At 67.6% G+C, this 26,398-nt stretch carries 25 protein-coding genes; 10 read left to right on the forward strand and 15 right to left on the reverse strand.

The window, feature by feature from the left end; translation table 11 throughout:
- Positions 1-97: 97 nt before the first annotated feature.
- Positions 98-2,071, reverse strand: a complete 1,974-nt coding sequence (locus tag NRB20_RS27780) for an elongation factor G (RefSeq protein ID WP_153414208.1) — start codon at positions 2,069-2,071, stop codon at positions 98-100.
- A gap of 215 nt (positions 2,072-2,286) precedes the next feature.
- Here NRB20_RS27780 and NRB20_RS27785 point away from each other — a divergent pair, with 215 nt between their 5' ends.
- Positions 2,287-2,994 (forward strand): hypothetical protein, encoded by a 708-nt coding sequence (locus NRB20_RS27785; protein WP_153414210.1) that lies wholly within the window; start codon positions 2,287-2,289, stop codon positions 2,992-2,994.
- An 18-nt stretch (positions 2,995-3,012) separates the two neighbouring features.
- Here the strand turns inward: NRB20_RS27785 and NRB20_RS27790 are convergent, their stop codons facing one another.
- The gene (locus NRB20_RS27790) at positions 3,013-3,888 is read right to left on the reverse strand and encodes an SDR family NAD(P)-dependent oxidoreductase (RefSeq protein ID WP_153414212.1); all 876 of its coding nucleotides are present in this window, start codon (positions 3,886-3,888) and stop codon (positions 3,013-3,015) included.
- A gap of 59 nt (positions 3,889-3,947) precedes the next feature.
- Between NRB20_RS27790 and NRB20_RS27795 the strand changes: the two genes are divergently transcribed.
- Positions 3,948-4,610, forward strand: coding sequence for a TetR/AcrR family transcriptional regulator (locus tag NRB20_RS27795; RefSeq protein ID WP_153414214.1), 663 nt, complete (start codon positions 3,948-3,950; stop codon positions 4,608-4,610).
- Between the two features lie 32 nt (positions 4,611-4,642).
- On the opposite strand, the gene NRB20_RS27800 is transcribed toward NRB20_RS27795, so the two are convergent.
- The gene (locus NRB20_RS27800; protein WP_153414216.1) at positions 4,643-5,110 is read right to left on the reverse strand and encodes a class I SAM-dependent methyltransferase; all 468 of its coding nucleotides are present in this window, start codon (positions 5,108-5,110) and stop codon (positions 4,643-4,645) included.
- A 281-nt stretch (positions 5,111-5,391) separates the two neighbouring features.
- Complete coding sequence (locus NRB20_RS27805; protein WP_153414218.1) at positions 5,392-5,925, reverse strand: PadR family transcriptional regulator; 534 nt, start codon at positions 5,923-5,925, stop codon at positions 5,392-5,394.
- 120 nt (positions 5,926-6,045) lie between these two features.
- Between NRB20_RS27805 and NRB20_RS27810 the strand changes: the two genes are divergently transcribed.
- The 4 genes from NRB20_RS27810 to NRB20_RS27825 all read left to right on the forward strand — a co-directional run bounded on the left by NRB20_RS27810 (position 6,046) and on the right by NRB20_RS27825 (position 12,677).
- The gene (locus NRB20_RS27810) at positions 6,046-6,603 is read left to right on the forward strand and encodes a hypothetical protein (protein WP_153414220.1); all 558 of its coding nucleotides are present in this window, start codon (positions 6,046-6,048) and stop codon (positions 6,601-6,603) included.
- A gap of 31 nt (positions 6,604-6,634) precedes the next feature.
- Positions 6,635-8,041 carry a carotenoid oxygenase family protein gene (locus tag NRB20_RS27815; RefSeq protein ID WP_153414222.1) on the forward strand — a complete coding sequence of 469 codons (1,407 nt, stop codon included), beginning with the start codon at positions 6,635-6,637 and terminating at the stop codon, positions 8,039-8,041.
- A gap of 127 nt (positions 8,042-8,168) precedes the next feature.
- Positions 8,169-10,349, forward strand: coding sequence for an RNA polymerase recycling motor ATPase HelR (helR, locus tag NRB20_RS27820; RefSeq protein ID WP_319945484.1), 2,181 nt, complete (start codon positions 8,169-8,171; stop codon positions 10,347-10,349).
- Positions 10,350-10,487: 138 nt separating this feature from the next.
- Entirely contained in the window at positions 10,488-12,677 is a 2,190-nt protein-coding gene (locus tag NRB20_RS27825; protein WP_319945485.1) for an acyl-CoA dehydrogenase, read from the forward strand.
- Positions 12,678-12,885: 208 nt separating this feature from the next.
- Here the strand turns inward: NRB20_RS27825 and NRB20_RS27830 are convergent, their stop codons facing one another.
- Positions 12,886-14,229, reverse strand: coding sequence for a cytochrome P450 (locus NRB20_RS27830; protein WP_153414224.1), 1,344 nt, complete (start codon positions 14,227-14,229; stop codon positions 12,886-12,888).
- A gap of 100 nt (positions 14,230-14,329) precedes the next feature.
- Between NRB20_RS27830 and NRB20_RS27835 the strand changes: the two genes are divergently transcribed.
- A complete protein-coding gene (locus tag NRB20_RS27835; RefSeq protein ID WP_153414226.1) occupies positions 14,330-14,941 on the forward strand; it encodes a TetR/AcrR family transcriptional regulator in 612 nt (203 codons plus the stop codon).
- Between the two features lie 82 nt (positions 14,942-15,023).
- The gene (locus NRB20_RS27840; RefSeq protein ID WP_319945486.1) at positions 15,024-16,016 is read left to right on the forward strand and encodes a small ribosomal subunit Rsm22 family protein; all 993 of its coding nucleotides are present in this window, start codon (positions 15,024-15,026) and stop codon (positions 16,014-16,016) included.
- Between the two features lie 161 nt (positions 16,017-16,177).
- Here NRB20_RS27840 and mftF read toward each other — a convergent pair whose 3' ends face one another.
- Genes mftF through mftA form a run of 7 tightly spaced genes read right to left on the reverse strand, consistent with a single transcriptional unit; the run spans position 16,178 to position 21,852 of the window.
- Positions 16,178-17,596, reverse strand: a complete 1,419-nt coding sequence (gene mftF, locus NRB20_RS27845) for a mycofactocin biosynthesis glycosyltransferase MftF (protein ID WP_194290034.1) — start codon at positions 17,594-17,596, stop codon at positions 16,178-16,180.
- Positions 17,593-18,396, reverse strand: coding sequence for a mycofactocin-coupled SDR family oxidoreductase (locus NRB20_RS27850; protein ID WP_153414229.1), 804 nt, complete (start codon positions 18,394-18,396; stop codon positions 17,593-17,595). Before NRB20_RS27850 ends, mftF begins: the two co-directional genes overlap by 4 nt.
- Positions 18,383-19,036, reverse strand: coding sequence for a mycofactocin biosynthesis peptidyl-dipeptidase MftE (mftE, locus tag NRB20_RS27855; protein ID WP_153414231.1), 654 nt, complete (start codon positions 19,034-19,036; stop codon positions 18,383-18,385). The genes NRB20_RS27850 and mftE overlap by 14 nt, the downstream gene beginning before the upstream one ends.
- A gap of 3 nt (positions 19,037-19,039) precedes the next feature.
- A complete protein-coding gene (gene mftD, locus NRB20_RS27860; RefSeq protein WP_153414233.1) occupies positions 19,040-20,212 on the reverse strand; it encodes a pre-mycofactocin synthase MftD in 1,173 nt (390 codons plus the stop codon).
- A 14-nt stretch (positions 20,213-20,226) separates the two neighbouring features.
- Complete coding sequence (gene mftC / locus NRB20_RS27865) at positions 20,227-21,429, reverse strand: mycofactocin radical SAM maturase (RefSeq protein ID WP_153414235.1); 1,203 nt, start codon at positions 21,427-21,429, stop codon at positions 20,227-20,229.
- Entirely contained in the window at positions 21,426-21,737 is a 312-nt protein-coding gene (gene mftB, locus NRB20_RS27870; RefSeq protein ID WP_319945487.1) for a mycofactocin biosynthesis chaperone MftB, read from the reverse strand. Before mftB ends, mftC begins: the two co-directional genes overlap by 4 nt.
- A gap of 1 nt (position 21,738) precedes the next feature.
- Positions 21,739-21,852 carry a mycofactocin precursor MftA gene (gene mftA, locus NRB20_RS27875; protein WP_153414237.1) on the reverse strand — a complete coding sequence of 38 codons (114 nt, stop codon included), beginning with the start codon at positions 21,850-21,852 and terminating at the stop codon, positions 21,739-21,741.
- A 95-nt stretch (positions 21,853-21,947) separates the two neighbouring features.
- Here mftA and mftR point away from each other — a divergent pair, with 95 nt between their 5' ends.
- Entirely contained in the window at positions 21,948-22,553 is a 606-nt protein-coding gene (mftR, locus tag NRB20_RS27880) for a mycofactocin system transcriptional regulator (protein WP_319945488.1), read from the forward strand.
- A gap of 6 nt (positions 22,554-22,559) precedes the next feature.
- Here mftR and NRB20_RS27885 read toward each other — a convergent pair whose 3' ends face one another.
- From NRB20_RS27885 to NRB20_RS27895, 3 genes are all read right to left on the reverse strand, one after another.
- On the reverse strand, positions 22,560-23,483 hold the full coding sequence (locus tag NRB20_RS27885) for a DAPG hydrolase family protein (RefSeq protein WP_153414239.1): 924 nt from the start codon (positions 23,481-23,483) through the stop codon (positions 22,560-22,562).
- A gap of 102 nt (positions 23,484-23,585) precedes the next feature.
- Positions 23,586-24,203 carry a TetR family transcriptional regulator gene (locus tag NRB20_RS27890; RefSeq protein ID WP_153414241.1) on the reverse strand — a complete coding sequence of 206 codons (618 nt, stop codon included), beginning with the start codon at positions 24,201-24,203 and terminating at the stop codon, positions 23,586-23,588.
- A complete protein-coding gene (locus NRB20_RS27895; RefSeq protein WP_153414243.1) occupies positions 24,196-25,251 on the reverse strand; it encodes an NAD(P)H-dependent amine dehydrogenase family protein in 1,056 nt (351 codons plus the stop codon). The genes NRB20_RS27890 and NRB20_RS27895 overlap by 8 nt, the downstream gene beginning before the upstream one ends.
- 116 nt (positions 25,252-25,367) lie before the next feature.
- Here NRB20_RS27895 and NRB20_RS27900 point away from each other — a divergent pair, with 116 nt between their 5' ends.
- Positions 25,368-26,105, forward strand: coding sequence for an AIM24 family protein (locus NRB20_RS27900; protein ID WP_153414245.1), 738 nt, complete (start codon positions 25,368-25,370; stop codon positions 26,103-26,105).
- The last annotated feature ends 293 nt before the right edge of the window (positions 26,106-26,398 follow it).

Genomic DNA, 26,398 nt, shown 5'->3' on the forward strand with positions numbered 1-26,398 from the left:
GCACAGTGGATTACATGGGACAGGACGATATCGAGCTGGACACCGTCCGAGACCTGACACCTCAACGCTGCCTCCTCGAATTCCGCCGCGCAACCGTCTACTGATTGTCGGACACCGGGCCACCCTCGATTCCGCGCTCGGTCCGCCGCGTGTGGGTCCGATTCCGGCGGTGGTGTTCGAGGTCTCTCGGCCGATAGCCCGTATGCTCCGACCACCACGAACCCTCGCCGCGCGTAAGCCTCGGCAGTTCGAGCTGCACGGTGTGCACATACCTCGCGGGAAGTACGCCCCGGATCAGCCAGCCACCGGGATCCTCAGTCGTTTCCCGGATTTCGGCGGCCAACGTGGACAGGTAGGTGCTTACCGGGCTGAGTGTGTCTGTGGGGACGGTCATTTCGAAGAGGTGGGTGGGTTCCAGGATTCGGGTTCCGGCGGCCTGTAGGGCGCGGTCGAGGACGATCGGGGTGAGTTCGCGGAAGTCGGCCGCGGTGGTCAGCGGGGCGGCGAAACCGGTGTGGGTCACGGTGACAACGCAATCCGTGATCGACCGTCCCGCAGGGCCGTTCCGGAGTCGGGTGCGGATGGAATCGTCTATGGCGTGGTGGAAGGCGTGAGGGAGTGAGCCGTAGCGGGTTTCGCGTTCGATGGCGACGCCGGAGTCGATGTCGGCGGGGGCTACGCGCAGGCCGAGGGTGGCCCAGAAGCCTGCGGGATTTGTTGTGCGGTAACCCATCTGCTCGATCGACTCGCCGACTCCGGTGACGCGTTCGATGCAGATCGGTTCGCTGATCAGGAATTCGGCTTCGATTCCGAACTCGGTACTCAGCGTTTCGGCGATGATCTGCTTCTGGACCTCGCCGTAGAGCAGGATCGATGTGGTGCCATCGGGTTCCCTGTGGATGCGCAGGAGCGGGTCGTGCTCGCCCATGACCAGCAGTGCGGCGTACAGGCGGCTGGGTGAGGTGTTGCGCGCGCGGACCGAGGTTCGCAGAATCGGCTCGGCGAAACCCTTGTGGCGCTGAGCTTTCGGGTGGTCGGTGCCCTCGATCCGGTCGCCCACACGGATCAAGGGAAAGCCGGTGATCGTACCGATCTCCCCGGCGTGCAACCGGGTACGCTCACCGCCTCCGACGAGTCGCAGAGAGGTGATCGTGCCGCTGTGTGAATGTCCGGTGCCGGAGTGTTCGAAGCCGATCTGCCGCCGGACAGCGAGTGCGCCCGCGAGCAACCGGAGGTAGGCGATCCTCATCCCGGACGCCGAGCGTTCGAGCGCGAAGACGATCCCGCGCGGGACACCTCCGGCGTGATCGGTGTCGAATGCGGGTAGTAATTCGGTGATTCCGTCGAGCAGTGCCCCGATGCCCTGCCCGGTGCGGGCGGAGCCGAAGTAGAGCGGATGAACGGTCGCGTCGGCGGTTCGAGCGGCCAGCAGGTCGCGGATTTCGTTCGGCCGCAATGCGGGGCCGTCCACGGCGCGGGCCAGCACGAGATCGTCTACGTCGGCCAGCGTTTCGATGACTCGACTTCGAAAAGCATTGTCCGAGAGCAGATTCGGTGTGGCGCTGGCAGTACTGTCACCGGGTTCGCGGACGGTGTTCATGGGGATGGGATGCGGGGTGAGCCGCAGGCGGATCTCTTCGAGCAACTCGTGGGTGCGCGCGCCCGCGCGATCGATCTTGTTGACGAACAACAGCGTTGGGACACCTGCCGCCCGCAGGATCCGCATCAGCATTCGGGTGTGTGGTTGCACTCCCTCGACGGCGGAGATCACCAGAATCGCCGCGTCGAGCACTTCGAGCGCGCGCTCGACCTCGGCGACGAAGTCCGTGTGGCCGGGGGTATCGATGACGTCCACCCGGGTGTTGTTGTGCGCGAACGACACTACGGCCGAACGCACGGTGATGCCGCGCCGACGCTCGATGTCGCCGGTGTCGGTGGCTGTGGTGCCGTCGTCGACACGGCCGAGCGTATGGATCGTGCCGGTGTCGAACAGCAGGCGTTCGGTCAGGCTGGTTTTACCGGCGTCGACGTGTGCGAGTACGCCGATGGCGATGGTGTGATGAGTATGCATGGATGCCGAGGTCCTCGAAGGTCACCGTCCGATGAAGGATCTGTGGTGTTTCGAAGAATCGGCGCATGTCAACCCCTCTGCTCGGCATCGTATCGATCGACAATGTGACAAGAGATGTGCGGTTTGCCAAGTCATTTTCCATGAGGCGGGGATCCGGAACGGGTCAGGACCTACACTCGACGCACACGGATGCTTTCTACGGAGGTGATCGGCGGTTGAATCCCAGGGATCCGCGCGACCAGCACACGGCACGGTACGAGCCGGGCTATCAGCCGGGGAATTATCGGGAGCCCGGCTACGGACGGGATTGTGGATACGACGCCCCGCAGCAGCCCGAGTACGGATATCAGCAGCCCGAATATCCGAACCGGCAGCCGGAATATCGTGATCGCCAGCCGGAATATCGCGATCGCCACCCCGAATACCGGGAGCGGCAGCCGGAATACGCCGAGTACGGGGATCGGCAGGAGTACCCGGACCGACGGCCCCGGCAGCGGCAGGGCCCCGAACTCGATCCGGGCAAGTTCATCGGGGGTGTGCTGGCCGCCGCGGTGGTGACCGCGCTCGCCGCGTGGTTGTGCGCGTGGATCATTCAGGTCATCGCCGATCGCGTCACGCAGAGCGGCAAATTCGGGGTGTGGAACCCGATGGCCGAGGACGCCTACTGGTTCGCGGTGGTCGCCTTCCTGTGCGCGGTCCTGGCCGGGGCACTCTGGTATCTGCTGCGCATGGGCACCCCGACGCCGGGCCTGTTCTTCACCTGGATCGTCGGGATCCTCACTGCCGCAGCGGTGGTCATTCCGCTGGTGCTGTCCAGCGACGTGTGGATCGGCATCTCGACCGGGATAGAGCACCTGGTCATCGGCCTGCCGATCCTCAGTCTGATCCGCATGGTGGGAGCCAAGAGCCTCATCTACCGCTGAGGCGCTCGGGCGGCCGGGTTACGCGGATACCGTTGCGGCCAGCGGCATTTCGACCGGATACTGCTGGTCGGAATCGGCCGACCGGCTGACGCGTTCCCAGGTCGCCGCCTCGGCGAGTTGCGCGCGCGAGTAGTCCTGCGCCATTCGCGCCGCGTTGACGCCCAGCAGCAGATGCGTGGGCATATCGGGTCGGCCGATCACCTCGACCAGGATCTGCGCGGCGCGGGCCGGATCTCCGGCGGTGGGGCCGGGTGTGGCGAATCCGCGCACCCGCTCACCGACGGTCGCGTCGTACTCGGGCGGCACCTCGGCGATCCGCATCGAAGACCCACCCCAGTCGGTGGCGAATCCACTCGGCTCCACCACCAGGTAGCGGATTCCGAGGGGCGCGGTCTCGGCGGCCAGGACCCGGGTGAAACCGTCCACGGCGAACTTCGCGGCCTGGTACGAGCCGAGACCGGGGGTCCCGCCGACCCGGCCGCCGATCGAGGAGAACTGCACGATCGTGCCGGATCCCTGCGCCTTCAGCACCGGCAGCGCGGCGGTCGAGACGTTGTAGACGCCCCAGAAGTTGGTGTCGAACTGCCGCCGGAAATCGTCCTCGGGCATCGTCTCCACCGGCGCGATGTTCGCGTATCCGGCGTTGTTGACCACCACGTCGACCCGGCCGAACCGCTCGACCGCCGCCTGTAGCGCTGCCGTCGCGGCGTCCCGGTCGGTGACGTCCAATGCCACCGGAAGCACGCTGTCGCCGTACTTCTCGGTGAGATCGGCCAGGTCGCGCGGTGTGCGCGCGGTGGCGACCACCTGGTCACCGGCGTCCAGCGCCGCGATCGCGAGCGCCCGTCCGAAGCCGCGCGAGGAGCCTGTGATGAACCATGTCTTCGTTGTCATGTAGTTAGTAAAACTCTGTTGCGTTAATAGTGCAACAGGGTTGCGTTATGATGTGCGTCATGGATTCGGCAGCACCTCGGCGGGCGCGCAGTGCGGAGGCCAAGCAGGAGCGCGAGCGCGCGATTCTCGCCGCCGCCCGCACCCTCGGCGGTGAGCGCAGCGTGCGAGAGGTGACGCTGACCGATATCGCGGCCGCGGTCGGCATGCACAAGTCCGCCATGCTCCGATACTTCGAGACGCGGGAGCAGATCTTCCTGGCGCTGACGGCCGAGGGCTGGCGCGACTGGGCGACGGCGGTGGGCGAGTGGTCCGCGGACCGGACCGTCGCGACACCCGAGGCTGTCGCGGCGATGCTGGCGCGCACGCTGGTGGCGCGACCGTTCTTCTGCGACCTGCTCGCCCAGGCCCCGATGAACCTGGAACGCAATGTGTCGCTGGATGTCGCGTATCGGTTCAAGATGGCCGTATTCGCCGAAGTCGCCTCGGTGGCAACGGTTTTGCGGGAGCGGCTCGGGCTTGCCGAAGCGGAAGCGGTGGATGTGATCGCGACGGCGACCGGTATGGCCGGGGCGCTGTGGCAGATGGCGGCCCCGGGTACCTCGCTGCGTGAGCTGTACGAGTCGCGGCCCGAATTGGCGCACGCGGTGATCGATGTGGAGCCGCGGCTCACCCGCATTCTGACGGCGTTGCTGGTCGGCTACCAGGCGGGTGCGGTCCGGTAGCGGGGCGTCTTGCGCAACGGGCCCAAGGGAATTCAGAATTGTGGGTGGCCGATCGGTTCGTTGCCAATGCGCGAGGAGCAGCCCGTGAACTCGAACTGCCGGATGGACGCCTCCAGATACCGTTCGTACGCCTCGGTGACGGCCGCTCCGGCGATCTGCTCGGCCTCGGCGCGCCGCACCCGCAGCCGCCGCAACCATTCCGCACAGGTCCGCGCGTAGTCGGCACGATCGTTGACCAGTGAGCGGAATTCGAAGAGTTTCTCTGCGGCATGGGCGATTTCGGCCAGACGCGGCGGCTCTGACTCCGGGAATATCTCGTTTCCGGTGATCCGGGCGCGCGGGTGCCGATCGGCGATCGCGCGCGTGAGACTGCCCCAGCCGCAACCGATATCCAGCACGCGTTCGTCGCCGGTGATGTGGGCCCGGCCGATCAGGTAGTCGAGTTTGCGGCGCTGTGCGGCGTCGAGATCGTTTACGTGAATGATTCGCGCGATCAGCAGGTGCGGGCACTGTCGCGTCGACGAGGATTGCTGCGGGAGGGCATCCCGACAGGTCGTGGATGGTTCAGCGTGGCACCGTCGATCATTCTACGGTCGACGATGCCACTTGGGTCCAGGTGGAAGTTTCCGCCGAATCGCCTACGGCACACGGGATCCCGCTGTTACGGGCGTTCCGAGTTCATCGCTGCGGTGAACACTACGGGGATGAGTTCGGGATCGCCGGTGCTCGATAGCGAAGCCGTCGCCGCGTCGAACTCGTTCCGGCGGTGAGGATTTCGGAGCTATTCGGTCGAGGTGGCCCGGTCGGTGATCTGCTCGCGAGCCCACTGTGCCCACTGCCGGTTCATCGTCCAGTAGCGCTGCCCCCACTCGAGGGCCAGGCGGCCGTATTCGGAGAAGTCGCTACCGGTCCACTCGGTCGTGTTCTCGAGGTTCACCAATTCCTCGTACTGGGTGCGGGCGCGTTCCTCGATGGCGGCCAGATGATCCAGGGCCTCCTGCCGGGGGAGACCGCCGAGGAAGAACACCCGCAGCAGCATGTCGTTGCGCGCGGGCGGACGCGCGGGGTCGGCGCGCAGCCACTCCTTCAGTTCCGTGCGGCCGTCGGGGGTGAGTGCGTACTCCTTGCGGCGGCGCGGACCCTCCTCGGAGGCGGCGATCAAGCCTTCACCGGCGAGCTTGGTCAGCTCGGTATAGACCTGGGTCTGCGAGGCGGACCAGACGTTCGCGAGCGATCCGGCGAACCGTTGCAGCAGGTCGTAACCGCTGGCGGGATGGTCCGCCAGCAGACCGAGCAGGGCGTGTCGGAGGCTCATGTCCACAGCCTACATTGCGGACTTGACATGTCGGGACCGGAGTATCAGGATTGAGTTCATATTCCGGTACCGGAATATCCGGTACCAACATGTTCGCTACGAAATATTCGGAGAGCTCTCATGTCCTTCCTGCGCACCTTCGCCCCCTGGATCGTGTACGCGGTCGTGCCGTCGCACTACTGGCAGTGGGCCGCGCTGATCGCCGCCTGCCTCTCGCTGATCGAGATATTCCGCCTGGTCAGGTCCGGTCGCGGGGTGGGTGGAATGGTGATCGATCTCGGCTCGGCGGCCTTCTTCATCGCGCTGACGATCCTGGCGTTCGCCGATCCGAACACCCCGCTGCACCCGTACTCCCCGGCGATCTCGAGCGGTGTGCTGATGCTCGTCGCGGGTATCTCGCTGCTGATCCGCATCCCGTTCACGCTTCCGATCGCCAAGCAGTCCACGCCGCCGGAGCTGTGGTCGAATCCGGCGTTCATCCGGGTCAACTACGTCATCACCGGCGTGTGGGCCGCGAGTTTCACCCTCGGCTGCGTGCTGCTGGCGATCCTCGCGCACACCGACACCCCGCGCACCGTGGTGCAGGTCGCCGCGTTCGCGGTCCCGGCCGTGTTCACCGTCCGCTACACCGCGCGGGCCCGCGCCGCCGCCCGGGCCGCGAACCCGTCGGCCGCCTGATTCCGATTCCCTTGTGAAGGAAGGTTTTTCGATGACTGCCACCGCTCCTCATCTACTCGGCGGATTCGCGCCGGTCGATACCGAAATCAGCGTCACCGAGCTGCCGGTGTCCGGTGCCGTTCCGCCCGAGCTCGCCGGGTGGTACCTGCGCAACGGTCCGAATCCGCGCACGGGCGCCTCGCCGCACTGGTTCCTCGGCGACGGCATGGTGCACGGCGTGCGGCTCGAGGGTGGCCGGGCGGTCGCGTATCGCAACCGCTGGGTGCGCACCGCCACGTTCAACGGAGAACCGCACGGGGACAATGGAAACGGCCCTCGCGATCTGCGTTTCGGCCAGGCCAATACACATGTCGTGCGGCATGCCGGACGCACCTTCGCGCTGGTGGAATCCTCACTCCCCTACGAACTCGACATGCGCGGCGGGCACGAACTGGAAACCATGGGCGCGTACGACTTCGGCGGCCGGTTGCGCACCGCGATGACGGCGCATCCGAAGATCTGCCCGCTCACCGGTGAACTACACTTCTTCGGCTACGGCGTGTCCGAACGTCCGTATCTGACCTACCATCGGGCGGATCCGAACGGGAATCTGGTCCACACCCGGCCGATCGAGGTCGCCGCGCCGACCATGATGCACGACTTCCACCTGACCGCCGGACACGTCGTGTTCATGGATCTCCCGGTGGTCTTCGATCCGGTGCGGATCCGCACGGGTGCGCCCGGCATGCCGTATCGCTGGCAGCCGGAATACGGTGCGCGCCTGGGTGTTCTGGATCGCGCGAATCCCGAGGCCGCGGTGCGGTGGTTCGAGATCGAGCCCTGCTTCGTCTTCCACGGGCTGAACGCGTACGAGGATCCGAGCGGGCAGGTGCTGACCGTGCAGGTCGTTCGGTACGACCGGCTGGGGGACGGCGTCGATGTCGAGAGTCGGGGGAGTCTGTGGAGTTGGACGATCGATCTGGCCCGCGGCACGGTGACCGAACGCCGGCTCGATGATCGTGATGTCGAATTCCCGCGGATCGATGACCGGTTGGCCGGGCTGCCCGCGCGATTCGGGCACGTCACCAGTTCGGTTTCCGCCGCCTGGACCGGCGAGGACGAGGGGCTCGGCGCGCTGCACCGCTACGATCTGCGGTCCGGCGATGCGACCAGCTACGTGTTCCCCGACGGGCGGAGTCCCTCCGAGGCTTCGTTCGCCCCGGCCGACGCCCGCCCCGGCGGCCCGGGCTGGCTGCTGTCCTACGTCTACGACCCGGCGACCGATCGCAGTGATCTGGTGATCCTGGACGCGGAGGATCTCGCGGCGGGCCCGGTCGCGCAGATCCATCTCACGCAGCGGGTGCCCGCCGGATTCCACGGCAATTGGCTACCGGACGATCCCGCGCTGGTCATCGGCGAGAAAGCGCCACAACTGCCGGACGATGACGAATCAAAATAGCCCCCGCTTTTCTTCCCCTTCAATTGTATAGCGCATACCGGGTCTTGCGGCAAGGCCCGGTACATGCTGCACAATCGCTGGCCGAGGCGACTATCCGCAGGTAGTCGGGTCAGAAAGTGAGGGGTGCGTGGCGGTGCAGGGGTACGACGAGGAATTGCTGTCGGAACGGGAATATGTGGACGGTCTGTACGCGCGTCTGGATGCCGAACGCGCACAGGCCAAGCGGCGCTACAGTGCGGCGCTGCGCGGAAACGGGCTCTCGCCCATGGATCGCGATGTGGAGGTGCGCACGCTGGCCACCGAGGTGAAACGCCTGGACGTGGCGGACAACAAACTGTGTTTCGGCCGCTTGGACACGGTCACGGGCGAGCACGCCTACATCGGGCGGATCGGCCTGCTCGACGCGGACGACGACTACGAACCGGTGCTGCTGGATTGGCGTGCGCCCGCGTCCCGGGCGTTCTACGTGGCCACCGCGGCGACGCCGGAGAATATGCGCCGGCGTCGGCAATTCTTCACGCGCGGAAGGCAATTGGTCGAATTCACCGATGAGGTGTTCGGTCGGCCGGGTGCGGGGGAGCGCGGTGACGCGGCGTTGCTCGCGGCGGTGAACGCGCCGCGCGGCGAGGGCATGCGCGACATCGTGGCCACGATCCAGGCCGAACAGGACGAGATCATCCGGCTCGATCACGCGGGTGTGCTGGTGATCGAGGGCGGTCCGGGCACGGGTAAGACCGTCGTCGCGCTGCACCGGGTCGCGTATCTGCTCTACACCCAGCGTGAGCAGATCCAGCGGCACGGGGTGCTGGTGGTCGGGCCCAATTCGGCGTTCCTGAACCACATCGGGCGGGTGCTGCCGTCACTGGGCGAATCGGACGTGGTGTTCACCACGACCGGCGATCTCGTGCCCGGACTGCACGTCACCGCCGAGGATGCGCCGGAGGCGGCGCGGCTCAAGGGCTCGCTGAAGATCCTGGACGTGCTCGCCGCCGCCGTCGCCGACCGGCAGCGGCTGCAGCGGGAGCCGCTGACGATCGAACTGGCCGACGTCACGGTGCGGATCGACGCCGAGACCGCGCAGTGGGCGATTCAGGAGGCGCGTGAGAGCGGGCTGCCGCACAACGAGGCGCGGCGGGTGTTCCGGGAGATCATCGAATGGGTGCTCACCGAACGCGCGATCGCCCGGATCGGCAAGGGCTGGCTGACCCGCGAGGATCGCGAAGCCTGGGAGCAGTTGCGCGGCGATGTGGTCGCCGAACTCGCGGACAATCGCGACTATGTCGCCGCGCTGGACGAACTCTGGCCGATCCTGACCCCGCGCGAGCTGCTCTCGTCGCTCTACAGTTCGACCGAAAGGCTTTGTGCCGCAGGGGCGGACGAGACGCTGTGGCGTGCCGAAGGTGACGCCTGGACCGTCTCGGACGTGCCGCTGCTGGACGAGCTGGTCGATCTGCTGGGCGCGCACGAAACGAAGGACGATTCGGCCGAGCGGGAACGTCGCGCGCACGCCGAATACGCCGCGGGCGTCATGGATCTCATGACCGGCCGCGAGGATTCGATGGACGACGAGGACCACCTCTACGCAACCGATCTGCTCTACGGGGAGGATCTGGCCGATCGCTTCATCGAGCGCGACACCCGCGAACTCGCCGAACGCGCTGCGGCGGACCGGGATTGGACGTATCGGCACGTCGTGGTCGACGAGGCGCAGGAGTTGTCGGAGATGGATTGGCGGGTGCTCATGCGGCGCTGTCCGGGCAAGTCCTGCACGGTGGTAGGCGATCTGGCGCAACGTCGTTCGGCCGCGGGGGCGCGCTCGTGGGACACGATGCTCGCACCGTATGTTCCCGGGCGCTGGGCCTATCGGTCGCTGTCGGTGAACTATCGGACTCCGGCCGAGATCATGGGTGTCGCCGCGGCGCTGCTGGCGGAGTTCGCGCCCGGTGTGCGGCCGCCGGAGTCGGTGCGCGCGTCGGGGGTGCGGCCGTGGTCGCGGCGGGTCGAGGAGGACGAATTGTCTTCGGCCATCGAGGAATTCGTGCGTGAGGAGGCTGCTCGGGAGGGGACCAGTGTCGTCATCGGTCCGGCGGACGTGCCCGGTGCGGTGGCGGCGTCGGAGACCAAGGGGCTCGAATTCGACGCGGTTCTGGTCGTGGAGCCGGAGCGGATTCTCGCCGACGGGTCGCGCGGGGCGGCCGAGTTGTACGTGGCTCTCACCCGCGCTACCCAACGACTCGGTGTGCTGCATCGCGGTCCGCTGCCGCGTGCGCTGGCCGGCCTCGACGAGGTGGTGAGCGGGGCGGTGTAGCGGTCACCGGCAGGGCCTTCGTCGTCACGGGGTTCGACGGAGGCCCTGTTCGCTCACGTAACGTAGTGGAACCTGTTCTAATCGGTGGGTCCGGTGTAGAGCCGGAACGCAACCGAACGCCGACCGAAGTGAGAGACCGTGCCTGTAGCCCTGACCGCGGACCAGACGGCGCTGGCGGAGGCCGTCAGCGGATTCGCCGACCGCCACAGCACGCGGGAATACACCCGCGCGAACACCGATCGGCTCGCGGCCGGTGAGCTGCCGTCCTGCTGGGCGGATCTGGTCGCGCTGGGACTGCCCGGCGTGCATCTGCCCGAGGAGGTCGGCGGGCAGGGCGGCACGCTGGACGAGATCGCGGTGGTGCTGGCCGAGGCCGGGCGGGCGCTGCTGCCCGGTCCGCTGCTGCCCTCGGTGCTCACCAGCACGATCGTCGCGTCATCGAAATCCGGTGCGCCGGTTGAGGATGCGCTGCGTCGGTTCGCCGCGGGCGGGACCGGTGCGACCATCGCACCGGACCACGGTGTGCGGGCCGCTGATACCGGGTTGACCGGTGCGACCGGACCGGTGCTCGGTGCGGCCTCGGCCGAAGTGTTCCTGGTGGCCGCCGGGACGCGCTGGTTCCTGGTGGAACGGGCCACCGAGGGAGTCCGGGTCGAGGCGCGCGCCGGTTCGGATCTTGGTCGTGACCTGGGAGTTGTCCGGTTGCAGGACGTGGCCGCGACCGAACTCGACGGCATCGACGCCGAGTATGCCGAGGCCGTCGCCACCGCGTTCATGGCCGCCGAAGCCGCGGGGGTGATCCGCTGGTGTTCGGATACGGCCACCGAATATGTGAAGGCGCGCAAGCAATTCGGCCGTCCGGTGGGTGCGTTCCAGGCCGTTCAGCACCGCACCGCGCAATTGCTGATCACCAGTGAACTCGCCACCTCGGCGGCGTGGGACGCGGTGCGCGGGCTGGCCGACGATGCCGCACAGCGCACGCACGCGGTGGCGGGCGCCGCGATCATCACCCTCGGCAGGGCCGTGCACGCGGCCGTGGAATGCCTCGGGCTGCACGGGGCGATCGGGTTCACCTGGGAACACGATCTGCACCTGTACTGGCGGCGGGCCATCTCGCTGGCCGGGCTCGGCGGGTCGGCGGAGTACTGGGAACGCCGCCTCGGCGAGGTCGCGCTCGACGGCCCGCGCAATTTCGCGGTGCCGCTGCCGGAGACCGATTCCACCTTCCGCGACTGGGTTTCGGAGATCCTGGATCGCGCTGCGGCACTGGATAATCCGAACCCCAGCAAGATCGGCGACCACGACAGCGCCAACACCGGCCCGCGCCGCACGCTGCTCGCCGACGCGGGGCTGGTGTCCCCGCCCATGCCCAAGCCGTGGGGTATCGAGGCCGGGCCGCTCGAGCAGTTGATCCTCCAGGACGAGTACGACAGGCACGGAATTGCCCAGCCCGGCATGGGAATCGGGCAGTGGGTGGTGCCGATCGTGCTGCAACGCGGCACTCCCGAACAGCTCGCGCGACTGGCCGCGCCCGCCCTGCGCGGCGAGGAGATCTGGTGCCAGCTGATGAGTGAGCCCGAGGCCGGGTCGGATGTGGCCTCGCTGAGCCTGCGCGCGACCCGGGACGGTGGTGGCTGGCGGCTCAACGGCCAGAAGATCTGGACCACCCTGGCACATCGCTCGGACTGGGGACTCCTGTTGGCGCGCACCGATTCCGAGGCCGAACGTCATCGTGGGCTGACCATGTTCCTGGTCGACATGCACGGCGAGGGAGTCACGGTCCGGCCGATCACCCAGTCCAGCGGTAACGCCGAATTCAACGAGGTCTTCTTCGACGACGCCTACGTCCCCGACGACATGGTGCTCGGCGAGGTCGGCCAGGGGTGGGCGCTGACACTGGAAACCCTTGCCCAGGAACGGCTTTTCATCGGCGGCGTGCGCGATCCCGGACACAATGCCCGTCTCGTCGGCATCGTCGAGCGGGAGGAATACGCGGGCAGCCGCGAGAACGCCCTGCGTGCCCTGGGGCGGATCAGCGCGCGCGGTGCGGCCATCTCGGCGATGAACCTGCGCGAGACCATCCGCCGCCTGGACGGTCACGGAATCGGGCCTGCCACAAGCATTTCCAAGGCCGCCGCATCGATGCTGCACACCGACGCCGCGGCCGCCGCCCTCGAACTCATCGGTCCGGCAGCCGCGTTGAACGAGCAGGACTCGGAGGTCGTCCAGCACGAATTGGACATCCCGACCTGGGTGATCGGTGGCGGAACCCTGGAGATCCAGCTCAACACGATCGCTACCTTCGTGATGGGGCTGCCGCGCAAGTGAATTCGGTAGGAATGCCCGCGGGGTGAACTGCGGGCATTCTTCCCTTGCGGTGCCCCGGTGTCGCTCGAATTCGAGACCGGTCGCGGTGTTGTGACTGCGGTGCTGCGACGTGGAATCAGGTGTGGCCGTGCGGGATTACCCCGTCGACTGGTCACGATGAGTCGAGAGTTCGTGCGGCCGACGGGTCTGTACGGTTTCCGGGACGAGATCAGTTGCGGATGAACGTGATCGGGAGTCCGTCCTTGGGGAACGGCAGGGAGTGGTAATCCAGGGGCGGGACGTACGTGGGGTCCACACTCCAGTGGTAGTCGCGCAGCAGGCGGTGCATGATCGCCTTCACCTCCAGGCCGCCGAAATGCATGCCGAGGCATTTGTGCGCGCCGCCGCCGAACGGTTCCCAGGCGAAGCGGTGGGATTTATCCTCGCGGCGGTCGGGGGCGAAGCGATCGGGATCGAAGGTGAACGGGTCGGTCCAGTACTCCGGCATCAGGTGGCTGAACTGGATGCCGACGATCACATCGGTGCCCGCGGGGATCCGAACCCCTTGGATCACAGTGTCTTTCACCGCGTAGCGGACCACCACCGGGACCGGGGCGCGCAGCCGCAACGCCTCGCGCATGACCAGATCGATGGATTGCAGACCCTCGAGTTCGGCCGTCGTCGGCGCGGGGCCCAACGCCAGCGCCTCGGCCCGGCAGCGTTCCTGCCACTGCGGATGCTGGCCGAGGTGTTGCAGGATGGTGGAGGTGGTGATGGTGGAGGTGTCGTGCGCGGCCATCATCAGGAAGATCATGTGGTTGACGACGTCGTCGTCGCTGAAGCGGGCGCCGTCCTCGTCCTCGATGTGGCACAGCACCGAGAAGATGTCGTCGGTCTGCTCGGCGCGCCGGGCCGGGAGATAGTGCCGCAGGAAATCCTCCAGCACCCGGCGGCCGTGATAGGCCCGGCCCCAGCGGGTGAACGGGATGTTGCCGCGCACGATCCCGGCCGCGGCCTGCACACACGCGATGAACGCCTTGTTGACCCGGTCCATCTCGGCGGGGCCGGTGTCCTCGGCGCCACCCATGAACAGGTCCGCGGCGATGTCGAGGGTGAGCTGCTTGAGCTTCCAGTAGGAGGGGAAGGATTCGCTCGTATCCCAGTGCGCCACACCCTTTTCGATGGCCGGATGCAGGCGCTCGGTGTACGCCTGGAGGCGCGGGCGGGTGAACGCCTGCTGCAGGATGCGCCGATGCCGTTTGTGCTCGTCGAAGTCGATGAGCATGAGCCCGCCCTGGAAGAACGGGCCGACCAGTTGCGACCAGGCCGGTTCGTTGGCCAGGGCGCCGTCCTTGTTCAGCAGCGCCTGACCGCACGAGTCCGGGCCGAGCAGCAGGGCCGCGGTGCGGCCGAGCGTGTACATGGGCGCGACCGGGCCGTAGTGATCCCATTCGCGCTGGAACAGGGCCACCGGATCTTTGGCGAACTCCAGTAACTGTCCGAGCAGAGGCAGGCCGCGGTCCTCCCGCAGCAGCGCCGGGATCGGCTTGGTTTCCAAGGTGTCGGCCGTCATCGCGTACCTCCGCTTCTGTGATGGCGCTCACGCCCAGCCTGATTCAGGAAGGGCGTCCTGTCAACCTTCGGGATATTTCCGGCTGTGGCATGCTGGGGCGATGGCCGTGCAATCAGGGGTCTATCGCGGGGCGACCGCTGCCGAGCGTGCCACCGAACGTCGATCGCGCCTGCTCGAGGCGGGGTTGACGGTGTGGGCCGATCCGGCGATCCGCACCACGATGACCGCCGTGTGCGCCGAGGCCGGGCTGAGCGAGCGGTATTTCTACGAGAGTTTCAGCGGACTCGACGCATTGCTCGAGGCCGTGCTGAATCGGATCGCGGCCGAGATCGAGGAGATCAGCCGCGCCGCCGCCGATGCCGCCGGGAACGATCCGGAAGTGCGGATGCGGGCGTCGATCAGCGCGTTCGTGCGGTTGCTTGTCGAGGATCCGCGCAAGGGACGGGTCGCGATCGTGGAATCGGTGGCGGTGCCCGAATTGCGCCGCAGGAGAACCGAATTGCTGCGTCACCTGGCTCATGAGTCGGCGATCGACGTGCGGTCCTGGATCGGTGGTTCGGGGCGCAGCCGGATCGCCGACGAGACCTCCGGTCTGCTGTTCATCGGCGGGATGGCCGAGTTGGTCACCGCGTGGCTGGACGGGGCGATCGAGGCGACGCCCGAGGAGATCGTCGAGGCGGCGTGCCGGGCGTTGCGCGGGTTGTATCGCTGACGACGTCCGGGGTGGGGCGCGCGGATTCCGCATGACAGAATGACGGTCCGGCCAGCGCATATATGTATCGAAGGGGATTCGGGTGGACCTGCCTGTCGAACTCGTCGAGGGGCTCGAACGGGCGTGTGCGGGGGTTCCCGAGCGGCAGTTGGCCGCCTCGGTGGAGCGGTTGATCTCGCGATACCGCGATCCGCGTCCGGCCGCGTCCCCGATTCTCGGTTCGGCCGCCGACGTGACCGCCTACGCGGCCTACCGCATGCCCGCGACCTGGGCCGCGGTTCGCCACGCGCTCGGGCAGTTCCAGGAGCTGGCGCCTGATTTCCGGCCGCGGTCGTTCCTGGATATCGGCGGTGGTACGGGTGCGGCGCTGTGGGCGGCGGCGGAGGCGTTTCCGTCGCTGACCGGGGCCGTGGTGCTGGATCAGGTGGACGAGGCGCTGCAACTCGGCCGACGGATCGCCGTCGGCGCCGAGCCCGACGTGGTTCGTGCCGCGGTCTGGCGTCGAGGCGTCGTCACGGATCTGCGAACCGCCGATCGAGCGGACCTGGCCGCGATTTCCTATGTCCTGAGCGAACTTTCGCCACCGGACCAAGCGTCGGTGGTCGAGCAGGCATGCGTGGTCGCGGATGCGGTGATCGTCATCGAACCCGGCACCCCCGACGGCCACCGCCGCATCCTCGCCGCCCGCGAAACCCTCATCACCGCGGGCATGTCACTCGCCGCCCCCTGCCCCCACCAGGACACCTGCCCCCTCGCCGACACCACCGACTGGTGCCACTTCAGCGCCCGCATCACCCGAACCTCCCTGCACCGCAGACTCAAAGGCGCGGAACTGGGCCACGAAGACGAAAAATTCTCCTACGTCATCGCCACCCGCACCCCCACACCCCGAGCCCCCGGCCGCATCCTGCGCCACCCCCTCAAACGCAAGGGCCTGGTAACCCTCCAGGTCTGCACTCCCACCAACGCCATCACCCCTACCCTGATCTCCAAACGCCAAGGCGAAACCTACCGCCACGCAAGGGATGTGCAATGGGGCGATTCCTGGCCACCGGTCGCTCCCGGCGTCTCCTGACGGACATGATGCGCTCGATGTAGTTGGGCGGCAACGATTTCCACCCGGCCGATGTGTCGCCGAGGATGTGACGACCACCGCTGGACCGTGGCTGCCGGAGGCGATCTGTCGGGAAGCTGCTGCGGATTCAGCACCGGACGAGGAGGCTCGTGACAGGTGGATCAGGGCTGTCTCGGCTTGGGTTTGGTGCGGATCATGTGGGGGAGAAGGGGTTTGGGGGTGCGGTGGTGGAGGGCGCTGTGCCAGACGCCGAGGGCGTAGGCGGTGTCGTCGAGGCGGTGGGCCAGGAGGTGGGGGGCGATGTGGCCTGGTGGGTGGTGGGTGCGGTATTCGGTGATGGTGTCGATGAGGAGGGCGGCGGCGGTGGCGCGGCGGGCTCGGCGGGAGAGGGGGAGGAGGAGAAGGGGGAGGGGGAGCCAGTGGCGGAGGAGGAGGGTCGCGGTTTGGCGGAGGGTGTCGGTGGCGGCTCGGGTGATCAGTTCGGCTTCGAGGTGGGGTGGGGCTTGTACTTTTCGGAGGCGGGTGTGGATGTGTTTGGCGTGGGTCAGGAAAGCTGTGGCGGATAGCAGTGTGGCCCAGCGGGTTTGGAGTAGTAGGGCGGCTGCGGAGAGGGCCAGGGCGGGGGGGAGGGCGGCGGGGGCCACTTGTTCGCCGTGGCGGGTGGCCAGGGGGGCGGCGCTGGTGCCGTAGAGGTATTTGCGGGTGAGCCAGGGGAGGGGGGTGCGGCGGTGTTCGTGGCGGATGGTGACGTCGGCGATGTAGCGGACCAGTGCGCCGGTGTTGGTCAGGCGCCAGATGAGGTCGACGTCTTCGCCGACTCGCATGGATTCGTCGAAGCCGGGGCCGAGGGCGTCGACGCGGGCCAGGAGGCAGGCCGCGGGGACCCAGCCGACGCGGGAAAGTGGTTGTACGACAGCCGATGTGGGTCCGAGGTCCAGGGAGGAGTGGGCGTTTTCGTAGCGGGTGATCCAGTTCGCGCGGGGACCTTCCAGGCCGAGGATGCGTGGGGCGACCGCGGCGACGCGGGTGTCGGCGAAGTGGGTCAGCAGGCGTTGCAGGTCGTCGCCGTGCGGCACGGTGTCGGCGTCGCAGAAGGCTACGAAAGGTGTTGTCACGGCACGTAATCCGGTGTTGCGTGCGGCGGCGGGACCGGAGTTGGTGTCGAGTCGGATGAGGGTGGCGTCGAATTCCTTCGCGACACGGGCGTGTGCGAGTGCGTCCGGTGAGGCGTCGTCGACGACCACGACTCGCACGTCGACCAGGCCCGTCAGTAGTCGCCGCAGTGCTTCTGGCGAATCATGTACCGGCACAACGACAGTGAGCTGATCGAGCGACACGGGCTCGGGGACCGAGGTGATCTCGGCGAGCCCGAGTCCGAGCAGTGAGTCGGCGAGAGCTGCGGTCACCTTGTCGGAGATGGTGAATTCGCCTGTCGCACCCAGTATCTCAGCAGCGGCCGGGCGGATCCGCAACAGCCGGGTAGGGCTGCCACCGAACAACAACCGCCCCTCGGCGAACCGGCGAACGCTCGCGCCGAGTCTGATACCGGTGCCGACCGCGAGCCCAGCCGAGCCGCTCACGTTCCGAACCCGCCCTCGGCCCGCACCACCGACCCGTTCAACACCGCACCCTCCGCCGAACAACAGAAGGCGATGGTGGCGGCGATTTCCTCGGGTTCGAGCACGCGCCGAAGCCCTTGGTGCGCAGCGAGTTCGGCCGGATCATCGATATCGTCGTAGAGCGCGGCGGTGGCGGTGAGCATCTCGGTGCGGGTCGCACCGGGCGATACCGCGACCGCCGACATCCCGGTGCCGACCAGATCCGCCGACAATCCTCGCACGATCCCGATGACCGCATGTTTACTCGCCGCGTACCCGGCCAGATGGAACAGGCCCCGTTCGCCGGCCGCCGAGGCGACCGCGACGAACCGGCACCCGGCCGGATCGGGCCCGGCCAGCATGACCGGAACCGTCGCGGCGGCGGTATTCCACACGCCCAGCGCATTCACCTCGAGCAACGAACGCACATCGGATTCCGGTGTCTCCCACTGTGGTCGACCACCGGCGATGATTCCGGCCGCCGCCACCACCGCATCGAGCCGACCGAACCGGCTCAGCGTCCGCTCGACGGCATCCCGAAGCTGTTCGGGCGCACGCACATCGCACACCACCGGCAGAATCCGATCCGGATCCGTCGCCGCCACCGCATCCAATTCCGCTTGGGAGGCAAGCGGATACCGCACCCCGGACGGCACCGCCCCGGTCCCGCAGCCATCGATGGCGCTCACCCGATATCCCCGGCGCACCAACTCGCGCACAGTGGCCGCGCCGACCCCACGCGCGGCCCCGGTCACCAGGGCGGCCCGTTCACCCGAGCTCATCGACAATCCTCCGCACCATCCGATCGACCAGTTCCTCTCCCGCTCGCGCATCGGCCCCGGCCGGATCCCCGAGCACACCGTTGGGTGACACCGCCCGAACCCCGTTGTGCCGCAAGCGATCCATCAACTCCGGCAGCGGCTCGACATTGCCCGCGACGGCGAGATCCAGCGCGACATCCGCGGGCGAGAGATACAGCATGATCGAGGTCTCGGTATATCCGGCATGCGCGTCACCGGGCACCGCGCACGGCAGCCATCGCACGGTATGCCCTTGCGTGCGAAGGGTTTCCACCGCCGCGCGCAAGGCGGCGACATTGCCGCCGTGCCCGTTCACGAACACCACCTCACCCGCCCACAATGCCAGCGAGCGGGTGAGTTCGATGATCATCTCGGTCAATACCGTGGTGCCGACCGAGAACACCCCGGGAAACCCCTGATGCTCGCCGCTGGCCCCGAACGCGATCGCCGGCGCCACCCAACTGCCGGTCCGCGCACCGACCCGCCGCGCGACCTCGGTCGCGATGACGGTATCGGTGCACAGCGGCAGATGCGGCCCGTGCTGCTCGGTCGCACCGACCGGCACGAGCACCCGCGGGCGCTCGGGCAGGTCCGGGTAGCGGGCGGCGGCGAGCGCAGGCATTTCTCAGCCGCCGAGCGTCCGGGCGAATCCGGGTTGCACGATGACATCCTCGGGGGTGAGCTCCCGAATGGACGATTTGCCCAGCCCCAGCAGCGCGGAATCGATTCCGCCCCTGAGGATGTCGAGCACGTTCTCCACGCCGGCCTGCCCGTTGGCGGCCAGACCCCACAGGTACGCGCGCCCGATCATCACCGCCCGCGCACCCAGCGCGACGGCCTTGACCACATCGCTGCCGCGCCGGATTCCGCCGTCCAGCAGGATCTCGACCTGATCGCCGACCGCGCCGGAGATGGCGGGCAGGCACCGGATCGGGGCCGGGGTGCTGTCCAGGTTGTTGCCGCCGTGATTGGACACCGAGATCGCGGTGACACCGGCGTCGACGGCGCGGCGGGCGTCATCGATGCGGCAGATGCCCTTGAGCATGAACGGGCCGTCCCACTCCTTGCGCATCCAGGCGATATCGTCCCAGGTGGCCAGCGGCGTCTGCATCCACTCGTAGTACGCGCCGAAGAAGGTCGGCGCTTTACCGCCGGGCGGCGTGAGATTCGGCGTGGTCAGGTCGGGAATCGTACGCGCCCTGGCGAATTGGTACGCCCAGCGCGGACGGGCCATGACGCTCAACGCATTCTGGCGCATCGCCTTGAAGTCGAGCTTCTCCGGGATGGTGGGCGAACCCCAGTCGCGGCCGTTGGAGAACGACCAGTCCAGCGTCGCGATCAGCCCTTTCGCCCCGGCCTCGCGGGCCTCCTGCAAACGCCGGGACATGGTGTCGCGATCGCCCATCCAGTAGGACTGGAAGAACGTCTGCGGATTCGCCTCGAGCACGTCCGAAAGTGGTTTGCTCGCAAACGAACTCAGCCCCATGGCGGTGCCCCGGGCGGCGGCGGCGCGGGCGACCGCGACCTCACCGTCGGGGTGCACGGCCTGCACCCCGGTCGGCGAGATCAGCACCGGCATCGAGATGTCCTGTCCGAGAACGGAGGTGGACAGATCGCGGGTGTCCGACAGTCCGGCCACGTGCGGCGCGAAGCCGAGCTCGCGGAAGGCGGCGGTGTTGTCGTCATAGGACACGCCTGCCTCGGAACCGGCCAGCAGTGCGCTGTACACCGACTTCGGCAGACGTTTACGAGCGCGGCGCTGAGCTTCGGCGACCGTCTCGAACCAGGCGTTGGGCATTCGGGATTCCTTGTCTAGACAGGGCTTTCGGAGCAGGCGCGGCTGGGCATGCGGACGGGCATGCCGAGCGTGACGGCCCGCTTCTTACCGGTGCGGGAGTGATCCTGCGAGGGTTTGGGCGTCTCGCCGGGCGTCCGGTCGGCCAGCAGCGATTCGCCGTATCCCTGCACGCATTCGGGATCCGGGCCGTCCAGTGGCAGTCCGGTGAAGAACTTCGCCGCCATACAGCCGCCGCGGCAGGCGTCGTAGAAGTTGCAGGACGCGCACGCGCCGCCGCCGGTGGGCCGCCGCAACTCCTCGAACAGCGCGGATTCCTGCCAGACGCGGTTGAATCCGCCGTCGGTGAGCAGATTTCCGGCCTTGAAGGTGTCGTGAATGGCGAACGGGCAGGCATAGACGTCCCCGATCGGATCGATCAGGCACACCACCCGGCCCGCACCGCACAGGTTCAGGCCCGGCAGCGATTCGCCGAACGCGGCCAGGTGGAAGAACGAGTCGCCGGTGAGCACCGATTCGCCGTTGGCCATGAGCCAGTCGTAGAGCACGCGCTGATCCGCGGCGGTGGGGTGCAGCTCGTCCCAGGTGTCCGCGCCGCGGCCGGACGGGCGCAGCCGGGTCAGCCGCAGCGTCGCGCCGTAGCGGTCGGCCAGCGCCTGGAACTCGTCCAGCTGGTTGACGTTGTGCCTGGTCACCACGACCGAGATCTTCGCGTCGCGGAATCCGGCGTCGGCGAGGTTCTGCAGGGCGCGGGTGGCCATGTCGAACGATCCGGGGCCGCGGACCGCGTCGTTGACCTCGGCGGTCGCGCCGTCGAGGGAGATCTGCACGTCCACGTAGTCGGTGGCGGCGAGTTTCGCCGCGCGCTCGGGGGTCAGGCGCACGCCGTTGGTGGAGAATTTGACGCCGACGTCGTGTGCGACCGCGTAGTCGAGCAACTCCCAGAAGTCGCTGCGCACGGTGGGCTCGCCGCCGCCGATGTTGACGTAGAAGACCTTCATGCGCTGCAACTCGTCGATGACGGCCTTGCACTGTTCGGTGCTCAGCTCGCGCGGGTCGCGGCGGCCGGACGAGGACAGGCAGTGCACGCACGCCAGGTTGCAGGCGTAGGTGAGTTCCCAGGTCAGGCAGATCGGGGCGTTGAGACCGCGTTCGAACTGCTCGATCAGCTTGGGAACGGGGGCAGGAGCGGGTGCGGGGTCGGGAAGCAGAGTCGTCATGGAGTGCGGGCCTCCGGCTTTCGAGGGGTGATCATCTTGCTGCGCGCCAGGGCGGCGAGCGCGGACACATACCGTTGCTGCTCGTTCGCCGGGACTCCGGCGCGGTCGATCGCGGACAGTGCCGAGGGGCATTCGGCGAGCTGTTCGACGACGCCGACCAGCTGCACCGATTTCAGGAACGAGAGCTTGCGCGTGTGGAAGTCGTAGGCCAGTGCCCCGAAGGGCTCGCTGCGAAGCGAGACCGTCGGGGCCAGCTGCCATGCCGACCGGGCGTCGAAAGATCCTTCGGCACAGGCGGTCTCGTTCACGTCAGTAGACACCGCACATGCCGTCGATCGAGACGTCCTCGACGAGGCTGTCGGTGGGGTCGAGCTGGACCTCGGCCTGGGTCTGCTGGGTGGTGGTGCGGTTGTGCTCGCTCATGACGCTCCTTCGGAGTGCTGAATATGTGATCTGGATAATAATGGCACCGGAGGCCATAAAGGAAGGGGTCGGACGGATTCTGCTAACTTCGCTGGGTGAGCGACCGAGTGCGCAAATCACCGGGCAGGCCCCCGGCCACCGATCACGGAGCGATCGAGGCGGTCGCCTTCCGGCTGTTCGCCGAACACGGCTTCGACGCGACATCCCTGGACGACATCGCCGTCGCGGTCGGGGTGGGCCGCCGGACGCTGTTCCGCTACTACAAATCCAAGAACGACATCCCGTGGGGACAGTTCGACGCCAGCCTGGTCCATCTGGCGCGGCATCTGGACGATATGCCCGAGGATGTTCCGGTGCACGAGGCGGTGCAGCGCGCGGTCATCGAATTCAACCGGCTCGATCCCGGCGCGGTCGCCTCACATCGGCAACGTATGCGCCTGATCCTGGCAACCCCTGCGCTGCAAGCGCATTCGGTGTTGCGCTATCAGCAGTGGCGGGCGGTGATCACGAATTTCGTGGCGCGGCGGTTCGGGGCGGATCCCCGAGAGCTGTTGCCGCGCACCGCCGGACAGGTGACATTGGCATTGGCGCTCAGTGCCTACGAGCAGTGGCTGGAGGATGCGGACTCGTCGTTGGACGCGTTGCTGGCCGCGACCCTGTCGGCGTTGAAGGCGTATCTCGCTGCGGGCGTGGGGGATTGACGTAGTTCAGTGCCCGAACGCCGCGTACAGCTCGGGCAGGAAGCGGGACAGGTGGTGCATCTCCTGCCCGCAGTGCATCAGTAGATTCCGCGCGACATCCATACCCAGGACGACATCGCGAGGGTCGACCGCGGCGCCACGTCCGGTGGCGCACAACGCTTGTCGCGCGTCGGGGACGTGCAGTCCGTACATGTTCAGGTAGAAGCGGCTGCGCATCTCCACCCCGCCGGGCACCGGACGGACCTGATGCGCGAGCCAGCCCAGATCGACCGGCGCGACCGAACTGCCCACCCGGCCGAAGACGACGGTGTGCCCGTCGGGCACGGTGAATCCGTGCCGGACCGGGTCCTCGAAACGGATCGCGAGCTGCTGGAGTTTCGGGCCGATGTACTCGTCGACGTAGGAGGTGTTGCCGACGTAGCGGTTCCGATCGGGCACGGGAGCCGCGGTCTTGTCGACTGCGATGGCGGCGTACATGTGCGCGTCGGGATGCCAGAGTTTGTAGCGGGCCGAATCGTTCGAATGCCAGCCGAACCACCAGTCCCACATCCGCGCGGTCACCCGGGGCATCTCGGTGCGGCAGGCGACCCAGGATATTCCGGTGGTGGTCTGCCCGTAGCCGGTTTCGATCGGGAAGTAGCCCGTGGGTGCCAGATCGCGGGTCAGCTCGGTGAAATCGGGGATACGGGTGGCCGCGACGGGCGGTCCGTCGAAGGCGGCGCGGACCGGATCCGGGGCCGGGAGGGTATGGCCGGTCATGAAGCGCGAGAACGGTTTTGCCCAGTCCTGTGCGGAGTATCCCGGGTATCGGGGCGGGCACACCGGCTGATCGGCTCGCGCGGTCGCCCGCGGGCCGATCGCCAACGCACCGGCCAGTGCGCCGCCCGACAGCAGGGCGGCGCGGCGGGAGAGTCTCACACTGCGCTCCATCGGGCGAAGATAGCCCGGATATGGTGTGCTCGGCCGACATTCATCCGATCTTGGGTGAGCGGCATTTCCGGTCCGGGGAGTTTGGGATTCTTCACAGTGGTGTTACCTCCAGCATTGGTTACGCACGCCGTCGAGTGCGCGTTCGGTGAGGTGGTGCAGGGTCGGTCCGGCCGGGTCGTCGCTGGAAAGCCAGCGCTGGTAGGCGAATTCGGCGGCGGCGAGCAGGGTGTGCACGAGCAGGGCGGCGCGCAGATCGTCCGGGGTGGAGGTTCCGATGCGGGCGGTGACGAGTTCGACGAGTCGGGCGCGATCGGGTGGTTCGATGAGCGCGACCCGGTCCAGCAGATGGGGTGCGCCGCGGATCGCGGTGCGCCAGTGCCGAATCGAGTCCTCGTCGGTGGTGAAGGTTCGGCTACGTTCCAGAATCGATTGGGCCAGTGCGGATTCCGCGGCTTCGTCGGGCGGTCTGCGTTCCAGATTCGCCACGATGGCCGCGCCGCCGCTGTGCAGGGCACCCAGCAGCAGATCGCTCTTGTTCGCCACGTAGCGGAAATAGGTGCTGTGGCCGATTCCGGCGGCCGCGGCGATCTCCTCGGTGGTCACCGCGTCGAATCCGCGTTCGGCGAACAGGTGCAGGGCCGCGCGGTGGATGTCCGCGCGGATGCGTGCCTTCTGTCGGTCGCGGAGCGAAATCTGTTGTGGCTCGGGTGGTTCAGCCATGGGCTGCCAGGTCCGGGTGGGCGCGTCCGGCGACCACGGGCAGTTCCAGGCAGGTTCTGACACCGGGTGCGGCGGCGCAGACATAGGGGATCGAATTGACGCAGTGGTTGGCGGTGGCCACGATGCCGGGATTGCGGCGCAGGCCCTCGGCGACGGTCGCGGGCTGCCAGCCGTGGATGACCACGAAAGTGTCCGGGTCGCCGTTGATCTCGATCTCGTAGCGTTCGCCCTGCGGGCCGAACTCCCACGCCGGTTCGAGATGTTCCTCGCCCATCAGCCAGTTGACCGCGATCCGCACCACGACCTGTTCGCCGATCTTCGCGATCCATTGGAAGCGTTGCGCGGCAACATTTCCCGGCTCGATGACACCCATCGGCGAATCGATCGGCGCGGTGGCGACCGCGACCTCGTGTTCGGTGCCGATGGTGGCCTCGGCGAAACCGAGCGTGTCCAGGCACATGCGCACCGACTGGGTGAACCCGCCGGACAGCAGGCCGAGCATCGGGCTCTTGTACGCCTCCTCGGGCGTGCCGCCGAAGCCCATGACCCAGCGCAGCACATCGGGTGCGTTGTAGGTGCGCATATCGGAGAACTCTTCCGCGCGAACGTAAGTCACCGCCGAGGACATCGCCGAGAGCACCAGGGGATGCAGTTCGGTCGCGCCGCCCGGATTGATACCGGTGCCGTGCAGGGTGACTCCGGCGTCCACGGCCGCCTGCGCGAGCGCGGCATCGCGCTCGCCCGGATAGAACCAGCCCACCGGGGTGACGACATTCTTGCCCGAACACAGAATCCGGGTCACCTCTTCGGGATTCGGCACCAGCGGGGAGTAGACCACCGCGTCGGCGTCGAGCGCCAGGATGGTGTCGATGTCGTTCGAGGCGGTGACCCCGATCGGGTCGACGCCCAGGATCTCGCCGACATCCCGGCCGTTCTTGTCCTCGGAATGGACGTAGCACCCGGCGAGCTCGAGTTCCGGATGCCGCAGCACGGCCTCGATCGCGGCCTTGCCGACGCCGCCGGTCGCCCACTGCACGACTCTGAGCATGAGTTCTCCTTTATGTGGTATCAACTCTTCGAGTGAGAGTAACTCTCGGATAGGTGTACGGGTGCGGTAGCGCAAAATCCCGCGACATCCGGGGCGCGGCTCATTAGGGTCGCGGCATGGAGGTCGAGGTACGGCGGCATTCCTTCTCGGCCGTGGGGCGGTGCGTTCTCGCGGGCGGGGAGCAGATGCGGGTGCATCCCGAGGCGGTGCGGATGTATTCGGCGGGCGTTCGGATGCGGGCGCGCGATACGTCGGGCGTGGAACAGGCGTCGTCGCGGGGGCGGCCTCCGGTGCCGACTCGACCGGAATTCCGCATGGTCGCCGAGGCGTTCGGGAGCGGCGGCGGTTGGCTGGAACTGGCGGCACCGTTGCCCGGCGAGGTGGTCGAACTCGAGATCGATTCGGACCGTTCGTATTTCGTGAACCGGCGGAATTGGTTGGGGAGTTCGGAGCAGGTGTCGCTGGAGCCGCAACTGCGTTCGGGTGCCACCGCGTCGCCCGATCCCGGGTACGACCTCGGCGTGATCCCAGGGATGCTGGTGGAGGGGAGCGGGCGAGTCGTGCTGTGGGCGCTGGGTGGCGGCGAGATCGTCGACCTCGCGCCGGGGGAGGGGGTCGTGGTGGAGAGCAGTTACGTCGTCGGCTACGACCTGGTCACTCGGTGCACCATGCACGCGTCGGGTGGGCCGGGTAGTCGGGGCGGGGAGTTGGACGACGGACCGTCGCTGCCGAGTAAGGCGTTCACCGAGTTCGTCGGGCCTGGGCGGCTCGTGCTGCAAGCTCGTAGTGAGCGTGCGATGGCGGCGTGGACTCGGTCGATCGTGCCGAACAAGGTTGTGCCGGTTACGTTTTGAGCTGACTATCCCGAATGTGGCGTTCGTGGCGGGGCGGGGATCCGTGGAGCACGTCGATGTTGAGTTCGACATCGGCCTCGCGGGTGGTCGGTGGTGGCCGAGGTTGCCTCGCCTTCGGGTGCGGCGATCGGGAAGTTGTCTGCGGGGCAGATGGTGATCGGTTTCTCCCATCCGGTCGATGCCGTCGACTGCGTGTACGGCTCTCTGATCTCCCAATCTCGCGGTTCGAGGTGGCCGAGCAATTCCTTGTGCCGCGCATCGGTCCAAGGCCAGATCGTGGGCGTCCCGTCCGG

Source organism: Nocardia macrotermitis (genome assembly GCF_009604405.1).
In the GTDB taxonomy this organism is placed as follows: Bacteria; Actinomycetota; Actinomycetes; order Mycobacteriales; family Mycobacteriaceae; genus Nocardia; species Nocardia macrotermitis.